Annotated in this window: 18 protein-coding genes; 16 read left to right on the top strand and 2 right to left on the bottom strand. The window is 59.5% G+C overall.

The annotated features are described in order from the left end of the window. The first annotated feature begins 421 nt into the window (after positions 1-421). The gene (locus GOW72_RS17585; protein ID WP_170367820.1) at positions 422-805 is read left to right on the top strand and encodes a DUF5710 domain-containing protein; all 384 of its coding nucleotides are present in this window, start codon (positions 422-424) and stop codon (positions 803-805) included. A 963-nt stretch (positions 806-1,768) separates the two neighbouring features. Here GOW72_RS17585 and GOW72_RS17580 read toward each other — a convergent pair. Both GOW72_RS17580 and GOW72_RS17575 read right to left on the bottom strand, forming a co-directional pair. After that, positions 1,769-2,038: an HlyU family transcriptional regulator gene (locus GOW72_RS17580; protein ID WP_170367818.1), complete on the bottom strand. Its 270-nt coding sequence runs from the start codon at positions 2,036-2,038 to the stop codon at positions 1,769-1,771. Positions 2,039-2,424: 386 nt separating this feature from the next. After that, positions 2,425-3,432, bottom strand: a complete 1,008-nt coding sequence (locus GOW72_RS17575) for an ester cyclase (protein WP_170367816.1) — start codon at positions 3,430-3,432, stop codon at positions 2,425-2,427. 165 nt (positions 3,433-3,597) lie between these two features. On the opposite strand from GOW72_RS17575, the gene GOW72_RS17570 reads away from it, so the two are divergent. The 15 genes from GOW72_RS17570 to GOW72_RS18905 all read left to right on the top strand — a co-directional run. Further along, positions 3,598-4,647 carry an ABC transporter ATP-binding protein gene (locus tag GOW72_RS17570; RefSeq protein WP_170367814.1) on the top strand — a complete coding sequence of 350 codons (1,050 nt, stop codon included), beginning with the start codon at positions 3,598-3,600 and terminating at the stop codon, positions 4,645-4,647. A 75-nt stretch (positions 4,648-4,722) separates the two neighbouring features. After that, positions 4,723-5,934, top strand: a complete 1,212-nt coding sequence (locus tag GOW72_RS17565) for an ABC transporter substrate-binding protein (protein WP_170367812.1) — start codon at positions 4,723-4,725, stop codon at positions 5,932-5,934. A gap of 115 nt (positions 5,935-6,049) precedes the next feature. Next, positions 6,050-7,024, top strand: a complete 975-nt coding sequence (locus GOW72_RS17560) for a carbohydrate ABC transporter permease (protein ID WP_244952478.1) — start codon at positions 6,050-6,052, stop codon at positions 7,022-7,024. Between the two features lies 1 nt (position 7,025). Beyond that, a complete protein-coding gene (locus GOW72_RS17555) occupies positions 7,026-8,180 on the top strand; it encodes a carbohydrate ABC transporter permease (RefSeq protein WP_170367810.1) in 1,155 nt (384 codons plus the stop codon). Between the two features lie 130 nt (positions 8,181-8,310). Beyond that, positions 8,311-8,841: an ester cyclase gene (locus GOW72_RS17550; protein ID WP_170343348.1), complete on the top strand. Its 531-nt coding sequence runs from the start codon at positions 8,311-8,313 to the stop codon at positions 8,839-8,841. 11 nt (positions 8,842-8,852) lie between these two features. Continuing rightward, positions 8,853-10,181, top strand: a complete 1,329-nt coding sequence (hisD, locus tag GOW72_RS17545) for a histidinol dehydrogenase (RefSeq protein ID WP_170367808.1) — start codon at positions 8,853-8,855, stop codon at positions 10,179-10,181. Then, positions 10,178-11,230, top strand: coding sequence for an ester cyclase (locus GOW72_RS17540; protein WP_170367806.1), 1,053 nt, complete (start codon positions 10,178-10,180; stop codon positions 11,228-11,230). Before hisD ends, GOW72_RS17540 begins: the two co-directional genes overlap by 4 nt. Then, positions 11,230-11,994: an SDR family NAD(P)-dependent oxidoreductase gene (locus GOW72_RS17535; RefSeq protein WP_170367804.1), complete on the top strand. Its 765-nt coding sequence runs from the start codon at positions 11,230-11,232 to the stop codon at positions 11,992-11,994. Before GOW72_RS17540 ends, GOW72_RS17535 begins: the two co-directional genes overlap by 1 nt. Continuing rightward, positions 11,979-13,037: a LacI family DNA-binding transcriptional regulator gene (locus GOW72_RS17530; RefSeq protein ID WP_244952477.1), complete on the top strand. Its 1,059-nt coding sequence runs from the start codon at positions 11,979-11,981 to the stop codon at positions 13,035-13,037. Before GOW72_RS17535 ends, GOW72_RS17530 begins: the two co-directional genes overlap by 16 nt. After that, the gene (locus tag GOW72_RS17525; protein ID WP_170367802.1) at positions 13,034-14,023 is read left to right on the top strand and encodes a nuclear transport factor 2 family protein; all 990 of its coding nucleotides are present in this window, start codon (positions 13,034-13,036) and stop codon (positions 14,021-14,023) included. Before GOW72_RS17530 ends, GOW72_RS17525 begins: the two co-directional genes overlap by 4 nt. A gap of 179 nt (positions 14,024-14,202) precedes the next feature. Further along, the gene (locus GOW72_RS17520; protein WP_170366140.1) at positions 14,203-15,171 is read left to right on the top strand and encodes a cupin domain-containing protein; all 969 of its coding nucleotides are present in this window, start codon (positions 14,203-14,205) and stop codon (positions 15,169-15,171) included. Between the two features lie 17 nt (positions 15,172-15,188). Continuing rightward, positions 15,189-16,316: a cobalamin-independent methionine synthase II family protein gene (locus GOW72_RS17515; protein ID WP_170366138.1), complete on the top strand. Its 1,128-nt coding sequence runs from the start codon at positions 15,189-15,191 to the stop codon at positions 16,314-16,316. Further along, entirely contained in the window at positions 16,313-17,008 is a 696-nt protein-coding gene (locus tag GOW72_RS17510; protein ID WP_170367800.1) for an alpha/beta fold hydrolase, read from the top strand. Before GOW72_RS17515 ends, GOW72_RS17510 begins: the two co-directional genes overlap by 4 nt. After that, entirely contained in the window at positions 17,005-17,700 is a 696-nt protein-coding gene (locus GOW72_RS17505) for an RraA family protein (protein ID WP_170367798.1), read from the top strand. The genes GOW72_RS17510 and GOW72_RS17505 overlap by 4 nt, the downstream gene beginning before the upstream one ends. Before the next feature lie 93 nt (positions 17,701-17,793). Next, on the top strand, positions 17,794-17,973 hold a 180-nt coding region (locus tag GOW72_RS18905), incomplete at its 3' end, for a hypothetical protein (RefSeq protein WP_217358191.1).

Below are 17,973 nucleotides of genomic sequence, written 5' to 3'. Positions count from 1 at the left end.
GCAAAGTTCTGTAATTAGAGAAACAACAGCAAACGCTGTCCCACAACCAACTCTGATAGGCTGCCTCGAATACTAGGTCGCACATAGTTTGATCATCAAAAAAAAGTACCATCAGTCTTGCGAGACCTTGCTATTACCTGTGTTAGCACGATACCCAGCTTCAACATTGGACCAACCACCTACTCCAGTTCATTCCAAACTACATTATGAACAGTAGCGAATAGAACAATTGAGGCATCGAAAATTGAGCACAGATGATTGGCGGGAAAGCACCCAACAGAACATATTCGAGATGATAAAGGAACACTCGGGACCGGGCCTGTGGATCAGACGCACTACTTGGGGTCAAACCTGTGCACGCATAGTCGCAGTAGGAGACTATACTGCCCCTCCCCCATACTTTGGTAACCCATCGGTGCTAATGGATGTGTATTCATTAGATGGGGTATTGAAGGATGAACTGGCTACAGTTTCGGCCGCAGGCACATACAAGACATGGCGGAAGTGGTCCACTCCAAGCTGGGCAGGCACCGTGACGCTAAGGCCTCTAGATGACCCCAGAGCATTGGCGGCACTAGATGAACTTAACAAGAAACGGCACAAAAAACAGCCATCCGCGAGCAATCAACAGGTAGACCATACTGAACGGGTGGCCTTGGTAGTTCCTTATGCCAGAAAGGACGAGGCAAAAAGCTTAGGAGCCAGATGGTCACCTATTGATAAACACTGGTGGCTGCCAACATCAGAGATAACTGCATTGGAAAAGGCTGCAGCACTGGGCTTCCTGCCAAACCAGACGACATAACCATGCTGTAGTGGTTGCTTAAACAGAAGTGTGACACTAGTGTGAGACACACAGTACATCACCACACCGCAATAGTGTTATCTTTCAGACCATTAGGCGTTCGGCAGCGTTTCCCCTAACTGACAAAGACATTGTGTCTGTAAATACACCCTGACCTTATTGACCGTACTAGAAACCAACCGCCTCTAACGCAATTCTAAGCCTCCCAACAGGGCAACACTGGCTGAACCCTAAACTTCTGCGAGACGCCAAGTGTTAAACACTTAGCACCTCGGGTAGAAGTACCGCGACAATAACAAAGCAGAAGTGGAGCCCAAGTGCAGGGAGCGTACTACTTTTCCAGCTTACAACCTTGCCGCTTACAAGACGCTCAGTTTCACCCAGCCTGCCAATCAGTCTTCTAACGAAGAAGTAGTATACAGGAACCGTTAGAATAGCGCCGAAAACGACAACGCTGTAGTTTCCACTCCAGCGCAGAACCTGCACAACAATCCACGTAAAAATAAACCCAGCTAAACCTAATACGAACGCCCGCCCGAATGCTCTTAACATAACCAATCCCGATCGCCTTCTACTTATAGTTGCAGTTTTTGCGCTGATAGCGGTCCGCTACCCACTTTGAAAGGCCGCAATTCGCTGGCAACAGTGTTTTTGCGATTTAGCGACAATAGAACTAAGCTTTTCGAGCAACGAACTCTGCATTGAATAGCGGAGTGCCACCCATACGCTCCACTTGGCCCGACGATGTTCAGCAAATGCAGGCCGGTCGCTGCCTTCCGCACGAGTGAATGACAACAGGCTAGCTTCGGGACAACACACACGATCACTTAGGTTGGATGAGATAGTAGACTGATAGGAAGACTACACAGAAGGTGCATCACCCAAAGTATTAAACAGAAGTATCGCCAACAGCGGCGATCCTACAACGAAGATGAGCACCCAGATCAGACCAGACCGGCTTTCTTAACTGAAAATACGTTCACCCTGTTCGTCAATCACTTGCTTCGCCTTGACGATGCTGAAGCTTTCTGCCTGATCTCGGCTTTCAAAGACATCCGCCCGGATCACCAAATAGGTCTTGCGATCTCCGCCGATTGTTTTTTCGATACGGGCCGACAGTCGGTACTTGCCGCCTTCGGCCATTAGGTCGGGGAAGATGTCAAACCCTTTGTACACGACCGGCTCCGGCTCGGACTTTTTGCCGCCACCGAAGAGTTTTGAGAAGAAGGACATGGGGCGGTTCCTTTCTGCATTGCTCGGATCGGAGACTAACGCTGCTCAGGGTCGAGGTGAAGCGCATAGTGTGAGCCGATCGGCGACGCAGGACAACTTGCAACATCCTTGGGACTTTGCAGCAGTAGGAGGCGATACACCTTACCGTGCATACTACTGTAGAAGTAAGCAATATCTTGGCCACTTCGCGGCCCACACCAATACTAAACACTTAGATGCACTGACCAACAAACAGTTGCGCACACTTCGGTGTGACACTAGGGTGAGACATACTGCAAACCAGCACACTACAATAGTGTTTACTATCAGTATATTAGGCGTTCGGCGGCGTTTCCCCTAGGCTCCACCAAATCCCCTCCCATTGCATCCAGTTCGCCCCCCCTAGGCTACACCTGCGCCGATCCGATGCCCGTGGTTCTTTCCAGTATGTCCACGCCCTGCTGTTTCCAGAAATGCAAAAGGTCGATGAAAATCCAGTTCTCGGCCAGTTTCTCGCCTGCGCGGCGGTAGATGTCGATAACCCGAAACTCACCGGGCGTTTGGGTCGCGGGCATGCCCATGAACCCTCCGGTCGGAACAGCCGTGAAGTTCGGCCAGCCGAAAAACCCGCCGTAGTGACCTTCGGCCAGCCGGCAGACATGTTTGGTCTTTGACCGCTCGGCGAATGCCGCGCGGAAGGGACCGGCGTGTTGCTTGCCATACCGTTCAATCGTGTAGGTGGCGCCAATTCCCTCGGGCCCCCACCAGATCATGTCGTCATGCCAGGTGCGGCTTAGCTCTTCGCTCAGGGTCAGGCCACTTTTCCACTGGCCCAGGTCGGAAATCATGGCGTTGATCAGCGCCAGAGTCTGCTCCCCTTCTTCGGCGGGTTGATCCGTGCCAAGGATACCGTCGTGTGTCTGGGGCCCGGGCTGTACAAGATGGGCTGCGGTTTGGGGCGGAAACGGGTTCTGACCAGCCTGCACCATCAGATGCGGGATATCGAAATACATCGCGGTCTCGACGATCTTGCCGTCTTGCACTTTGTTGAACTCGCAATAGCGCAGGAATGCCATTTTGCCTGTCGGTCGAATGCCCAACCAGGAGTGGTCGAACAGACCCATCAGATGGCCCATGGAAACCACCCAGACCTCGCGCTCGTCGGTCAGCGAGTTGCACCCCGCAAAGAATATGTCCTGACGCCGCTGCATGCGTTTGAGGCTGGTTCGCAGCGGGGCCCAGAAGTTTTCCGCTACGTCGTGGACCCCCGAAATCTGACCGAACGGGTGAAAGCCGCGCCACAGCAGATTCGGCGCACAGAATCGCCCCATGACATCTGACAGCTTGTCGTTGGTGGCCAACTGCAGGTCCTCATAGAACGCCTTCACCAGATCTTTCTCTTTTTGAAAGCTCATCTGTTTTTCATTGTTTTGCAGCATCTTGCGCCTGTTATTACCTGGGGGTGAATCACTGATTTCCGGCATATTTGCATACGTATGCAAAAATGTCTTGCCAGAATTGGTAAACCAAGAATACCCTTTTGCAAACGTATGCAAAACGATTCCTTCCCGGGGGGCTTCATGGCGGAAATTCAACTGCGCAATGTCGGCAAGCGATGGGGATCGTTTGTTGGGGTTCACAACTTCGATCTGACGATTGCCGATCGCGAGTTTCTGGTTCTGCTTGGCCCGTCCGGCTGCGGCAAGACCACGACAATGCGCATGATCGCGGGTCTTGAGGACGTGACCGAGGGCGACATCCTGATCGACGGCAAGGTGGTCAACGATCTTGAGCCCAAGGACCGCGACGTGGCGATGGTGTTCCAGAGCTACGCCCTCTACCCCAACATGAATGTCTATGAAAATATCCGCTTCCCGCTGAAGGTCCGCGGGATCGACCCCGCGACCCATGACGAGAAGGTGCGCCGCGCCAGCGCCATGGTCGAGCTGGACGATTTTCTCCATCGCAAGCCGGCTGAACTGTCGGGCGGTCAGCGTCAGCGTGTCGCTCTGGCCCGCGCGATCGTGCGCGAACCGAACGTGTTCCTGATGGACGAGCCGCTGTCCAACCTCGACGCCAAGCTGCGTGTATCCACCCGCGCGCAGATCAAGAATCTCAGCCACGAACTGGCCGTCACCACGATCTATGTCACCCATGACCAGATCGAAGCGATGACCTTGGCCGACCGTGTCGTGGTGATGAAAAAGGGCATCGTGCAACAGGTCGGCAGCCCGACCGAGATTTACGACCGCCCGGCCAACACTTTCGTCGCCAGTTTCATCGGCTCGCCCGCCATGAACCTGATGGATGGTCAGGTCGAGGGCGGCGTTTTCCGGACCACGGGTGTCGAAATCCCGGGGGTGGACGTTGCTGATGGCCCGCTGACCTTGGGGTTCCGCGCCGAGGATGCGACACTGGCCGAAGGTCAGGGCCAGATCACTGCACCGATCTACACGCTCGAGCTGCTGGGTGACGCCACCATGATTTCGGTCCGGGTCGGCGGTGCACTGGTCTCGGTCAAAGCCGACAAAGCATTCCGCGCCGAAATAGGCGAGATGGTCTCGTTCTCGGTGCCGAAAGAAATCTGTCACCTGTTCGAAGCAAAGAGCGGTGCGCGGATCGGGGGCTGACCCCAACCAAAGCCCGAAAGGGCCAACCAACGGTCCGGACGTCGACGACGGACCGATCCTGACAGGGAGAAACGCATGAAACTCAAGACAATTCTGATGGCAGGCGCCATGACCATGGTGACCAGCACTGCATGGGCGGCGTGTTCGTTCGAGAACACCGTTCCGCTCAAATCACTGTCCGCCGGGTTCGAAGCCTGGAAGGCCGTCACCGACGCGATGGCCGAGTGCGGCAATTTCGGCGCATCGCTGGACCAGGAGTTCCGCGAGAAGCAGCCGGAAGCCTTCGCGGCGGATCCGGCTCTTTATCAGATCGGCGGCGTGTCGAACGCGACGCTGGTGCCGTTGCTGAACGCGGGCACCATTCGTCCGCTGGATGATCTGGTCGCGAAATATGGCCAGGACCTGCTGCCGAACCAGCTGATCAAGGTGGACGGGCAAACCATGGCCATCGCCATGATGGTGAACGCCCAGCACCTGATGTACCGCAGCGACGTTCTGGCCGATCTGGGGATCGAAGAGCCCAAGACCTATGATGATGTTCTGGCCGCTGCAGCCAAGATCAAAGAGGCCGGCGTCATGGATTACCCCATCGGCGGCACCTTCAAGACCGGCTGGAACCTGGGTCAGGAATTCGTGAACATGTATCTGGGCGAAGGCGGTGAGTTCTTTGCTGACGGCAACATGCCTGCGATCAACAACGATCAGGGCGTGAAGGCTCTGGAGACGCTCAAGGCCATGACCGAATACATGGACCCCGAGTATCTGGTGTCGGATTCCACATACGTTCAGCAGCAGTTCCAACAAGGCAAGATCGCCATGGCCAACCTGTGGGCCAGCCGCGCGGCCGCAATGAACGATGAGGCCGAAAGCCAGGTCGTCGGCAAGGTCGTCATGGCGGCCGCTCCGATGGGCTCGGGGGCTCCGGCAACCACGATCTGGTGGGACGGTATCGTTCTTGCCTCGAACATGAGCGACGAGGAAGCCGATGCCGCGTTCCGCGTGGCGCTGGAAGGCATGGATGCAGAAATGGTCGAGGCCAACAACAACGCCGCCGTCTGGCTGAACCCGGCCTACAAGCCCGGTGATCTGGCCGCAGGTGCAGCCGCTTCGGCAGAAGCCGGCGCCAAAGCCTATCCCGCATCTGGCCCGATGGGGATCATGCACACAGCGCTTGGAAATGGCCTGGCCGATTATCTGACCGGCGCCAAGGACGCACAGACCACGCTGGCAGACATCGAGGCGGACTATCTGACCGCCGCGAAAGAGGCCGGACTGGTCAACAACTGATCCTGCCGCGGGAGGGCCTCGACCCTCCCGCACCCAATCCAACGAGAACCATAAGAAAGGCAGAGCCATGAATTTCCGGACATTTGCCGCCTTTGTCGGCCCCTCTGTCTTTATGATGCTTCTCTTTATCGCTTTCCCGCTGGTCAGCGTGTTCAAGCAGAGTTTCTACGTCACCCAGCCCATCTATGAGACGGTCGAGGTCGAGACCTGCACGCCGGGCTTCCTGACCCAGACCTGCGTGACCGAGGAAAAGTCCATTCCGAGGCTGGACGAAGAGGGCGAGATCATCACGCAGACCCAGTTTGTCGGGCTGGAAAGCTATCGCAACGTGCTGGAGCCCGAACGCGCCTGGCGCGCGATCAGCGAAGGCAGCTGGAGCGTGCTGTCCACGATCAATTTCTGGAAGGCGCTGCGCTTTACGTTGACCTTTACCTTGATCACTTTGCCCTTGGTGATCGGTACCGGGCTGCTGATCGCCATCGTGATCAACAATGCTGCATCGGCAATACGTGGTCCGGTGATCTTTGTGTCGCTCCTGCCCTTCATCATCACGCCGGTCATCGGGGCCCTTTCGATCAACTGGCTGTTTCGCGGCGACGGTATCCTCACGGCCCTGCTGGAATGGTGGCTGAACCGCGACATCGCGCTGTTCGCGCAGGCCTGGACGATCGAGTTGCTGATGATGCTGTACCGCGTCTGGCACGTCGCACCCTTTGCCGCGATCGTGTTTTACGCCGGTCTTCAGACCGTGAACCAGGACAGCCTTGAAAGCGCGGTGATCGACGGCGCAAGCCGCTGGCAGCGCCTGAAATACATCGTCATCCCGCACCTGATGCCGCTGATTATCTTCGTGTCGATGATCCATCTGATGGACTCCTACCGGGTGTTCGAAGAAATCGTCGGCTTCTCAAGCCAGGGCTACGTCATCTCGCTGCAATGGCTGACCTACGACTTCCTCGTGCCGGATCAGGCGGGCAACCGTTCGATCAGTCGGGCTTCGGCCAGCGCCATGCTGACCATGGTCGGCATCGTCATCCTTCTCATCGCACCGCTGCGCCGGACATGGCGCGACCACAAAGGAGGTCACTGATATGTCCTCGCGCGCCCTTCGCCAACCGCTCGGCCTGCGCCTGTCGTCGAACCTGTTTCTGGCGTTCTGGTGCCTCGTGGCGGCCTTCCCGATCTTCTGGATCGCGGTGATGAGCTTCAAATCACCCGTGGACGCATTCGACAGCAACGCGCTGAACGTGATCTTCGGTCCAGCGACTCTTGCGACCGGGGAAGGCCTTTCCATCCTCGACATCATCCTCGGCATCGTCACCATCTGGGTCGCGGTGATTGCGACGACCAAGACACTGCCCTCGATGGTCAGAACCTACACCAAGCCGGGTCAGGCCTGGTTCGGCTGGATCATCGGTGGTTTGGCTTTGGTGCTGGGTTTTTTGTTGGTGTTTTTCCTGATCCTGCCGGCCGTTTTGAACGTGCTGAACCCACTGTTCGGCCCGCTGGGGCGGGACGTGGTTGGTCTGACGACCGAGCACTACAAGACCGTCTGGATCGACCGCGGCTTTTCCAACAACTTCAAGAACTCACTGATCGTTACCGCAGGCGTCGTGACCGTGTCGCTGACCGTGGGCACGCTGGCGGGCTATGGGTTGGCGCGGTCTGGCTCGACGCTGGCGTTCTGGATCCTGATCGTCGCGTTGGTGTTTCGCGCGCTGCCGCACTCGGTTCTGGTGGCGGGCTATCTGCCGGTCTTCATCAACTCGGCCGAATGGCTGCGCCCGATCCTGGGGGAAAACGCGCCCACGCTGTACGGCAAGCCCTTTGCCGTAATCGCGGTTCTGGTGGCGATCAACCAGCCCTTTACCATCTGGATGCTGCGGTCGTTCTTCCAGAACATCCCGGCCGAGCTGGACGAAGCCGCGCGCGTGGATGGCTGCAACCATTTCCAGGCCTTCCGTCGGGTGATCATGCCTGTGATGTGGCCGGGCGTCATCACCACCGGGCTGTTCAGCTTCTTGCTGGCCTACAACGACTTTCTGGTGACCTCGCTGCTGCTGGACGCGCAGAACCAGACCATGGTCCCGGCCATCGCCGGCATGTTCAACCGCGAAACCACCACCACCGACCAGGTCGTCGCCGTGGCCGCCGCCGTGTCGATCACCGCGCCGCTGTTCTTCCTGGTCATGATCTTCCAGCGCCAGATCGTCAGCGGTCTGACCGCCGGCGCGGTCAAAGGCTGATGAGCCGCCGGTTCCGCCATAACGCCCTGACGCGCCATCCGGCGCTGAACAGGTTGCCCAGGGATTTTCCCGGGTTTGGGGGCATGTCCCCCCGATCCCCAATCCCTGACAACCTGACAAGGACAAGACGATGAAAGGTTCCCGACCCGAACAAGCGGTTCTGACCCGCGACACTGACCTGACCAAGACCGAAGACACGCGCCGCGTGATCGAATCCATGGTCGACGGCCTGAATGACCACCGCATCAACGACATCGGCGAGTTCTTCGCCGAAGGATTCCGCTGGATGGGCAATCAGGGCTGCGGCACGAAAAACGGCCTGCAAGAGTTTCAGGACAACTGGCAGCGCCCCTTCCAGGCCGCGTTTTCCGACAAGGTCTGCATCGACGAGGCGCGGCTTTACATGGGCGAATGGGCCGCGGCCTTTGGCCGGCAGGAGGCGACCCATTCGGGCGAATTCCTGGGCATCCCGCCCACCGGCAAGCGGGTCGAGATCCGCTACATGGATTTCTGGAAAGTGGTCGACGGCAAGATCGTCGACAACTGGGTGAACGTCGATTTCGCCCATGTCGCCGCGCAGCTGGGCGTCGACCTGTTCCAGGGCCACGGCTGGGAAGCATATGACCGGGGAGAGAAAACTCCGCCCCGCCCCGACAACTGAGGATCAAGACAATGGCAATCGAGTATCTCAAACGCGGCAAGTCCGACGCAGACCGGGCCGAGGATGACGCCAAGACCCGCGCCGTGGTCGAGGCGACCCTGAAGGATATCGAAACCCGTGGCGACGCCGCGGTGCGCGAGCTGAGCGAGAAGTTTGACGACTATTCGCCCGCCTCGTTCCGCCTGTCGCAACAGGAGATCGACGACCTGATCGCTCAGCTGTCAGACCGCGAGCTGGCCGACATCAAGTTCGCGCAGGAGCAGGTGATGAACTTTGCCCGCGCGCAACGCGCCTCGATGACCGATATCGAGGTCGAGACCCTGCCGGGCGTGATCCTGGGCCACAAGAACATCCCCGTGCAGTCGGTGGGCTGCTATGTGCCCGGCGGCAAGTTCCCGATGGTGGCCTCGGCCCACATGTCCGTGGCCACGGCCAGCGTTGCGGGTGTGCCGCGCATCATCGCCTGCACCCCTCCGTTCCAAGGCAAGCCGAATCCGGCGGTGATCGCCGCCATGCATCTTGGTGGCGCGCACGAGATCTATGTCATGGGTGGCATTCAGGCGATCGGCGCGATGGCGCTGGGGACCGAAACGATCGACCCGGTGCACATGCTGGTCGGCCCCGGCAACGCCTTCGTGGCCGAGGCCAAGCGCCAGCTGTTCGGCCGCGTCGGCATCGACCTGTTCGCCGGCCCGACCGAGACCATGGTGATCGCCGACGAAACCGTCGACGCCGAGATCTGCGCCACCGACCTGCTGGGGCAGGCCGAACACGGCTACAACTCGCCCGCGGTTCTGGTCACCAATTCGCGCAAGCTGGCCGAAGAGACCCTGTCCGAGATCGACCGCCTGCTGGGCATCCTGCCGACGGCTGACACCGCGCGGGTCAGCTGGCAGGATTATGGCGAGGTGATCCTGTGCGACAGCTATGACGAGATGCTGCAGGTCGCCGACGAGATCGCCTCGGAGCATGTTCAGGTCATGACCGACCGCGATGACTGGTTCCTGGATAACATGACCTGCTATGGTGCGCTGTTCCTGGGGCCGCGCACCAACGTATCGAACGGCGACAAGGTGATCGGGACCAACCACACGCTGCCCACCAAGAAGGCTGGGCGTTACACCGGCGGTTTGTGGGTGGGCAAATTCCTGAAGACCCACAGCTATCAGAAGATCCTGACCGACGAGGCGGCAACCCTGATCGGCGAGTACGGCTCGCGCCTGTGTCTGCTGGAAGGGTTCGTGGGCCATGCCGAACAATGCAACGTGCGGGTGCGCCGCTATGGCGGCATCAACGTGCCCTATGGCGCACCGGCCCCATACCGGGATGCCGCCGAATGAGTGACAGGCATACGCATCACAAAGCGCTGATCGCGCCGCTTCGGGCGGCGATGTATGATTTCGACGAATCCGGCGTGCGGGAAGCACTCGCGCAGGTGACCGCGCCTGACGCCCTGTTCCGCCTGTGCCATCCCTTCGGTAACAGCACCGGCAGCGAGGCGTTCTACGATCTGGCCTACAAGGGCCTGCTGGATGCCTGGCCGGACCTCGAGCGGCGCGACTATATCGTGATGGCTGGGCCGGACGAGTTCGGCGCCGATTGGGTCGGCTGCGGCGGCTACTACACCGGCACTTTCACCGGTCCTTGGCTGGACATCCCGCCGACCGGTCATCAGGTGACCATGCGGTTTCACGAGTTCTACCGGTTCGAAAACGGCCGGATCGTCGAAATGCAGGCCCTGTGGGACATCCCCGAGGTGATGATGCAGGCCCGTGCCTGGCCGATGGCGCCCAGCCTGGGCCACGAATGGCATGTGCCGGGCCCGGCCACGCAGGACGGTCTGGTGCCGGGGCCCTATGACGCCGACAAGGGCCGCGCCACCTGCCAGCACATAATCGACATGCTGGAACATCTGAAAAAGCACCCCTCGCAGGGCGGCCCCGAAGTGATGGAGATGGAGCGGTTCTGGCATCCGCGCATGAACTGGTACGGGCCTTCGGGCATCGGCACCGGGCGCGGCTATGCCGGGTTCCGCAACTGGCACCAGATCCCGTTCCTGAACGGGATGCCGGATCGCGGGCAATATGTCGATGACATCACCTATCATTTCTTCGGCGATGGCGAATACGCGGCAGTGACCGGCTGGCCCAACATGATCCAGACCGTCACCCATGACGGGTGGATGGGCATCGCGCCTTCGGGCAAGCGGATCACCATGCGCAGCCTCGATTTCTGGCGGCTGGAGAACGGACGGATCCGCGAAAACTGGGTTCTGGTCGATCTTTTGGACGCCTATGCGCAGCTTGGCGTTGACGTCTTTGCCCGCCTGCGGGAATTCAACAAGGCCCGGAACCTGGGCCGCATTGAAATCCCGGATGGAATGAGCTGATGACCCAACTGCCCCGCACCCCTTCGTTCTCGCTGAGCGGCAAGACCGCGTTGGTCACCGGCGCGTCTTCGGGTATCGGATTGGGCTGTGCTGTCGCCCTGGCCGAGGCCGGGGCGCATGTGGTCTGCGCCGCGCGCGGGGCCGAGCGGTTGAACGAAGCGGTGTCCGCCCTGCAGGCGCAGGGCTGGTCGGCCGAGGGGCGGGTGCTGGATCAGGGCGACCTGACCGCGTTGCATGCGCTGTTTAACGGCCGGGTCTTTGACGTGGTGGTGAACTCGGCCGGGACCGCGCGGCACGGGCCGGCGGTCGAAACCGCGCCCGAGGATTTCGACGCGGTCACGAGTGTCAACCTGCGCTCGGCCTATTTCTTGTCGGCCTACGCGGCCAAGGCGCTAATGGCGGCCGGGCGGCCCGGTTCGATCATCCATATCTCCAGCCAGATGGGCCATGTCGGCGGCATCGACCGGGCGCTGTACTGTGCGACCAAGCACGGGCTGGAAGGCATGGTCAAGGCGATGGCGATCGAATGGGGCAAGCAGGGCGTGCGCATCAACACGGTCTGCCCGACTTTCATCCGAACCCCGCTGACGCAAGCGACCTTCGACAACCCTGAACGCGCGGCCTGGATCATGGACAAGATCAAGCTGAACCGTGTGGGCGAGGTCGAGGATATCATGGGCGCGGTCCTCTATCTTGCGTCCGACGCCTCGGGGCTGGTCACCGGCACGTCGATGCTGATCGACGGCGGATGGACGGCGGACTGATGGCGGACAAGGTCACATCGCTTCAGGTCGCGCAACTGGCCGGCGTCAGCCAGTCGGCGGTCAGTCGGGTGTTCACCCCCGGCGCCTCGGTCAGCAAGAAGACCGAGGAAAAGGTACGCAAGGCGGCGGCCGAATTGGGCTATCGTCCCAACGTGCTGGCGCGGGCGATGGTGTCGGGCAAAAGCCGGATCATCGGCCTGGTGGTCGGCTATCTGGACAACTACTTCTATCCCGAAGCGTTGGAGAAACTGTCCAACCGCCTGCAGGAGCATGGCTATCACGTGCTCATCTTCATGGCCTCGCGCTCGGCGGGGAACATCGACGACGTGATGGAGGAAATCCTGGATTATCAGGTGGACGGGGTCATTCTGGCCTCGGTGCCGATGTCGTCGGATATCGCTACCCGTTGCCAGCAAGCGGGCGTTCCGGTGGTGCTGTTCAACCGAAGCCAGGATCTTGAGGGTATCACCACCGTCACCTCGGACAACTATGCCGGCGGCCGCAAGGTGGCCGAGTTCCTGCTGGCGGGCGGGCACCAACGCATCGCCTATATCGCGGGTTGGCAGGGTGCCTCGACCCAACGCGACCGCGAGGCTGGTTTCCTTGCCGCACTGCGCGACGCCGGGGGCGATCTTTTTGCACATGGGATCGGCGAGTTTCACACCGAAAATGCCCGTGCGGCGGCCCGAACCATGTTCGACGTGGCACCCGAACGCCGACCTGACGCTGTATTCGTCGCCAACGATCATATGGCTTTGGCGGTCATGGATGTTCTGCGCTTTGAGCTGGGCCTGCGCATCCCCGAAGACGTCTCGGTCGTGGGGTATGACGATGTGCCCCCCGCCGGATGGCCCGCATACAATCTGACGACGATCCGGCAGCGGGCGAACCTGATGGTCGCGGAAACCGTTGCCGCGCTGCTGGATCACATCGAAGAGCCCAAGACTTCTGAACCCCGCAAGGTGGCAATTGACGGACCGCTGATCGTACGAACCTCGGCCCGGTTGCCCAAGGGATGGAACCCGAAAAGGACGAACACATGAAGGGATTTGACCCCAAATTCCGGGATTTTCCCGACTATATCATCGGCATCACCAAGGAAATCTGGGAAGATCGCGGGATCGCCACGCTGCATGAATATTACAGCGACGACATCGTTGTCCGTTCACCGGGTTCAGTCGTGCTGGGCAATCAAAACGTCATTGGCGCGACGATGGCGACCCTGGCCGAGTTTCCCGACCGGCAGCTTCTGGGCGAAGACGTGATCTGGTCGGGCACGCCCGAAGAGGGCATGCTGAGCTCCCACCGCATTATCTCGACCGCCACGCACCTTGCCGAAGGTGTCTATGGCAAACCAACCGGAACCAAGCTGCGGTACCGGATTCTGGCCGATTGCCATGCGATCGACAATCAGATCAACGATGAATGGCTGATCCGCGATCAGGGGGCTATCGTGCGCCAGATGGGCTGGGACCCCAAGGAATACGCAGCCGATCTGATCGCTCGCGAGGGCGGGCCGGAAAACTGCGTGAAACCTCTGACGCCCGAGATCGACCAGCCCGGCCCTTACAAGGGTCGAGGCAACGACAATGAATGGGGCCAGCGCTATGCCGATATTCTGACCCGGATCATGAACGCCGACATGGGAGCGATCGGGGCTGAATACGACCGTGCGGTGCAGTCGGAATATGTCGGCGGGGTCACCGGACACGGTTGGGACCCGGTCGACCGGTTCTGGATGGGATTGCGGGCCAGCTTCCCCAACGCCGAGTTCCGCATCGAGCACCAGATCGGCCGCGACGATCCCAACATGCCACCCCGTGCCGCACTGCGCTGGAGCCTGTGGGGCAAGAATGACGGCTGGGGGGTGTTTGGAGCCCCCACCGGAGCGCAGGTCTATGTTCTGGGCATCAGCCATGCCGAATTCGGTGAACTGATCAGTGGCCAGCCCAAGCTGCGCCGCGAATACACCCTGTTTGATGAAACCTCGGTCTGGAAGCAGATCCTTCTGCAGGGCACAGAGGTCTGAATGCTCGCTCCGGTCGAATATCGTGTTCTGGCCTGTGGCCTGCGCGAGACCGGTGCAAGCCGGCGCTTTCACCTATTCCGGCAAAGCCTTCGAGCGCGCCGCCTGAATTTGCGGCCTCCGGGAACGTGATCGAGCATCTGCCGACCATTCCCTCAAACGCATAATCCGGAACCAGTACCATGACACAATCAACCATCGCATCACGCATCGTCCGTTATGGAGAGCTCAAGCCGTGCAAGACGGCCTTCATTGATGCCCACACGCCGGGCAGCGATCAGAAAGAGAACTTTACCATCATCGGCGGCGGTGTTTCGGAGTCGCCGGATCAGCACGTTCATATTACCGACAAGATCGGCTTCAATATCGGGGCCGCCGGCCAGCCGCCCAAATGCCGCAACTCGCTGCACAGCCATACGACGGCCGAGGTCTTTTTTGTCGCCAAGGGCCGCTGGCGGTTTTTCTGGGGTCGCTACGGCACGGCGGGCGAGTTCATTGCCGAGGAAGGTGACATCTTCAACATTCCTACCGGCATTTTCCGCGGGTTCGAGAACGTGGGCGACGACTACGGGATGATCATGTCCATTCTGGGCGGTGACGATGCCGGCGGCGGCGTAACCTGGGCACCTCAGGTCATTGAAGACGCCCGTGCGCATGGATTGATGCTGGGTGACAACGGCGTACTCTACGACAGCAAGAAGGGTCAGGACCTTCCGCACAACGTCCGGCCTATGCCCTTGCTGACCGAGGAGCAGCTGAAATCCTATCCCGAAGTGCCGGTCGAAGCCGTGATTGGAAAATACGTGGCACGCTACTGGGACCTGATGGCGCTGGCGGCCGACAAACCCGCCAAGGTGATCGGTGAAAACGGTCTGATCAAGGACAAGCCCGGCTTTGAGGTCGACTTCCTGACCCGTGGCTCTGGTGTTCAAGACCCCACCAAATCGGCCAAGCCCGTCGTGCTGATGCCGGCAAGCGGCCATTGGCGGGTCACTGTCGAGGATGTCGAAACCACGATTTCGGGCGGGGATACTGTACTGGTGCTGCCCGGCGAAGCCTATACCATCACTCCATCCATGACCGGAACGGCCGGGTTGTATCGCATCACCGCGACCGACGATCCTGCTGGCGCAACCTGGACCGGCGACTGATCAAGAAAGGACCCCGCATGACAAAGATACTCACCACCCATGTGGGGTCTCTGCCCCGATCCCAGGAAGTTGTCGACTTCATCTTTGCGCGCGAGCGGAATGAGCCCTATGACGCCGCTGCGTTCGACAGTTGCATGACCAAGGCCGTGTCTGAAACGGTTCGGCGTCAGGTCGAGGCCGGTGTGGACATCGTCAGCGACGGAGAGACCTCAAAAATCTCGTATGCGACATACGTAAAGGACCGCTACACAGGTTTCTCGGGGGACAGTCCACGGAATGCCCCCGCGGACCTGAAGATGTTTCCCAGCTTTTTGCAACGTCTTGCCAACGAAGGGGGCACACCCCAATACGCCCGGCCGCAATGCACGGGCGACGTTCGCTCGAAAGGCCAGGACGAACTGAACAAGGATATCCGCAACCTCAAGCAGGCAATGGCTGAGTACGGAGTCGAACATGGCTTCATGAACGCCGCCTCGCCCGGGGTGATTTCTTTGTTTCTGCAGAACGCCCACTACCCCAGCCGCGAGGCCTATCTGGCCGCACTCGCCGATGCGATGAAGCAGGAATATGAAACGATCGTCGCAGAGGGACTGGATCTTCAGCTGGACTGCCCCGATCTGGCCCTGTCCCGGCACATGCTGTTCGCTGATCTGTCCGATGCCGAATTCATCGCGATCGCCGAGATGCATGTCGAAGCCCTGAACCACGCGCTGCAGAATGTCCCGCAAGATCGGGTCCGGGTGCATATCTGCTGGGGCAACTACGAAGGCCCGCATTGCTGCGACATTGCGATGGATCAGGTGTTCACAACCCTGATGGCAACCAAATCCCGCTATGTTCTGTTCGAAACATCGAACCCGCGCCACGCCCATGAGTGGACCGTTTTCCGAGATCGCAAGAGCGAAATCCCGGACGACAAGATCCTTGTGCCCGGCGTCGTAGACACGACAACGAATTTCATCGAACACCCCGAGCTGGTGCGGCAACGCATCGAGCGGTTCACCAACATCGTTGGGGCGGAACGGGTCATCGCCGGGAGTGACTGTGGGTTTGGCACTTTTGCCGGCTTCGGCGCGGTCGACCCCGACATCGCCTATGCCAAGCTGGCCTCCCTGGCCGAAGGTGCAAGATTGGCATCGGCATGACGCCCCTGGTTCTTCTTCCCGGAATGATGTGCGATGCCCGACTGTTCGGGCCGCAAATCGAGGCCCTGTCCGGACGGGTGCCGTTGATGACCCACCCGCTGAGCGTCCAAGACAGCGTCGAGGCAATGGCCGCCGATGTACTGAGCCATGCACCGCCGGTATTTGCCCTTGCGGGACTTTCCATGGGCGGGATCGTTGCCATGGAAGTTCTGCGCCAGGCGCCAGAACGTGTGGACCGGCTGGCCCTTCTGGACACGAACCCTCTGGCCGAAGCAGACGAGGTCAAAACCCGGCGCGGTCCGCAGATGGAGGCCGTGCGCCAAGGTGGATTGCGGCAGGTAATGCGTGACGAGTTGAAGCCGAACTATCTGGCCGATGGCCCTCGGCAGGGCGCAATTCTTGACCTTTGCATGGCCATGGCAGCCGATCTGGGCCCCGAGGTCTTTCTTCGCCAGTCCATCGCACTCATGGGCCGCCCGGATCAAACGGACACCTTGTCCGCATTTCAAGGTCCAAGCCTCGTTCTATGCGGCGAGGATGACAGACTATGTCCGTTGGAGCGGCACGAACTGATGCACAAGCTTCTCGGAAACAGCACGCTGGAGGTCGTAATCGGTGCGGGGCACCTGCCCACCCTCGAGCGACCCCAGGAAACCACAGCGGCGTTGCGCCGTTGGTTGGAGGTTCCATGACACCGTCCCTACTTGCCTTGCTACGCAAGGTCGACACACCCACAGTCTGCAACGCCATCGAGATGGCACATGGCAAGCGCGGGTTTGACCAATTCACGCGTGGTACGATGTTCTGCTCGGCCCCGTCCGAGGGCGCAATCGTCGGATTTGCCCGTACAGCCAAGATCGCTGCGGTGCAGCCGCCCTCCGAAGCGCCAGAAGTCATCAGGCAGCGGCGAATGGACTATTACAGATACATGGCCGAGGCCCCGGCTCCCTCTGTTGCAGTGGTTGAGGATGTCGATTTCCCCTCTTGCATCGGCGCCTATTGGGGCGAAATCAATACGTCTTTGCACAAAGGGTTCGGAATGGCCGGCGCACTCACCAACGGGGTCATGCGGGACCTTGGTGACATGCAGCAAGGATTCCCGGTCATCGCCGGCTCTATCGGGCCCAGCCATGGTTTCGTTCACGTCCGAGAAATCGACACGCCTGTTTCGATCTTCGGCCTGACGGTCAATCCATCGGATCTTATCCATGCGGACCGGCATGGTGCTGTTGTCGTACCTGCTGATCTGATTGATCGGATCGAACACGCCATTCTGAAACTCTTTGAAACCGAACGAATAATTCTGAATGCGGCTTCTGAACCCGGCTTCAACTTCGAGAAATTTGAAGTCGCTTGGGCCGCATTTGAAAAAGCGCGCGTGTAAGGGTGTACGCAGTCTGACTGATCCCTGACGTGGATCGGCAGTTCGTTTGTCGGTCGTAGCCTACGTCTTGGGAGATCCGATCGCGCATTTTGCGTGTTTCTTTCCTTTTGTATGCCTTTTGTATGTCGGCGATTGTTGGGTTGGCGCGAAACGGGCGGTGGAGAACGAGCAAAGCCGCCCTTGGGCGGCTCGTTCGGTATTTTGATTTTGTGGATTTGGTTGCGGGAGCAGGATTTGAACCTGCGACCTTCAGGTTATGAGCCTGACGAGCTA

This window comes from Ruegeria arenilitoris (genome assembly GCF_013032855.1).
GTDB lineage: Bacteria > Pseudomonadota > Alphaproteobacteria > Rhodobacterales > Rhodobacteraceae > Ruegeria > Ruegeria arenilitoris.
The sequence above is the reverse complement of the archived record's forward strand: the minus strand, read 5'-3'. Positions and strand labels throughout refer to the sequence as shown.

Bases quoted from the DNA above. Each gene is read 5' to 3' on its own strand.
- GOW72_RS17505 (WP_170367798.1), top strand. From the start codon at position 17,005: ATGACACCGTCCCTACTTGCCTTGCTACGCAAGGTCGACACACCCACA.
- GOW72_RS17550 (WP_170343348.1), top strand. From the start codon at position 8,311: ATGAAAGGTTCCCGACCCGAACAAGCGGTTCTGACCCGCGACACTGAC.
- GOW72_RS17555 (WP_170367810.1), top strand. From the start codon at position 7,026: ATGTCCTCGCGCGCCCTTCGCCAACCGCTCGGCCTGCGCCTGTCGTCG.
- GOW72_RS17535 (WP_170367804.1), top strand. From the start codon at position 11,230: ATGACCCAACTGCCCCGCACCCCTTCGTTCTCGCTGAGCGGCAAGACC.
- GOW72_RS17540 (WP_170367806.1), top strand. From the start codon at position 10,178: ATGAGTGACAGGCATACGCATCACAAAGCGCTGATCGCGCCGCTTCGG.
- GOW72_RS17515 (WP_170366138.1), top strand. From the start codon at position 15,189: ATGACAAAGATACTCACCACCCATGTGGGGTCTCTGCCCCGATCCCAG.
- GOW72_RS17585 (WP_170367820.1), top strand. From the start codon at position 422: ATGGATGTGTATTCATTAGATGGGGTATTGAAGGATGAACTGGCTACA.
- GOW72_RS17520 (WP_170366140.1), top strand. From the start codon at position 14,203: ATGACACAATCAACCATCGCATCACGCATCGTCCGTTATGGAGAGCTC.
- GOW72_RS17530 (WP_244952477.1), top strand. From the start codon at position 11,979: ATGGACGGCGGACTGATGGCGGACAAGGTCACATCGCTTCAGGTCGCG.
- GOW72_RS17580 (WP_170367818.1), bottom strand. From the start codon at position 2,038: ATGTCCTTCTTCTCAAAACTCTTCGGTGGCGGCAAAAAGTCCGAGCCG.
- GOW72_RS17510 (WP_170367800.1), top strand. From the start codon at position 16,313: ATGACGCCCCTGGTTCTTCTTCCCGGAATGATGTGCGATGCCCGACTG.
- GOW72_RS17565 (WP_170367812.1), top strand. From the start codon at position 4,723: ATGAAACTCAAGACAATTCTGATGGCAGGCGCCATGACCATGGTGACC.
- GOW72_RS17575 (WP_170367816.1), bottom strand. From the start codon at position 3,432: ATGAGCTTTCAAAAAGAGAAAGATCTGGTGAAGGCGTTCTATGAGGAC.
- GOW72_RS17570 (WP_170367814.1), top strand. From the start codon at position 3,598: ATGGCGGAAATTCAACTGCGCAATGTCGGCAAGCGATGGGGATCGTTT.
- hisD (WP_170367808.1), top strand. From the start codon at position 8,853: ATGGCAATCGAGTATCTCAAACGCGGCAAGTCCGACGCAGACCGGGCC.
- GOW72_RS17560 (WP_244952478.1), top strand. From the start codon at position 6,050: ATGCTTCTCTTTATCGCTTTCCCGCTGGTCAGCGTGTTCAAGCAGAGT.
- GOW72_RS17525 (WP_170367802.1), top strand. From the start codon at position 13,034: ATGAAGGGATTTGACCCCAAATTCCGGGATTTTCCCGACTATATCATC.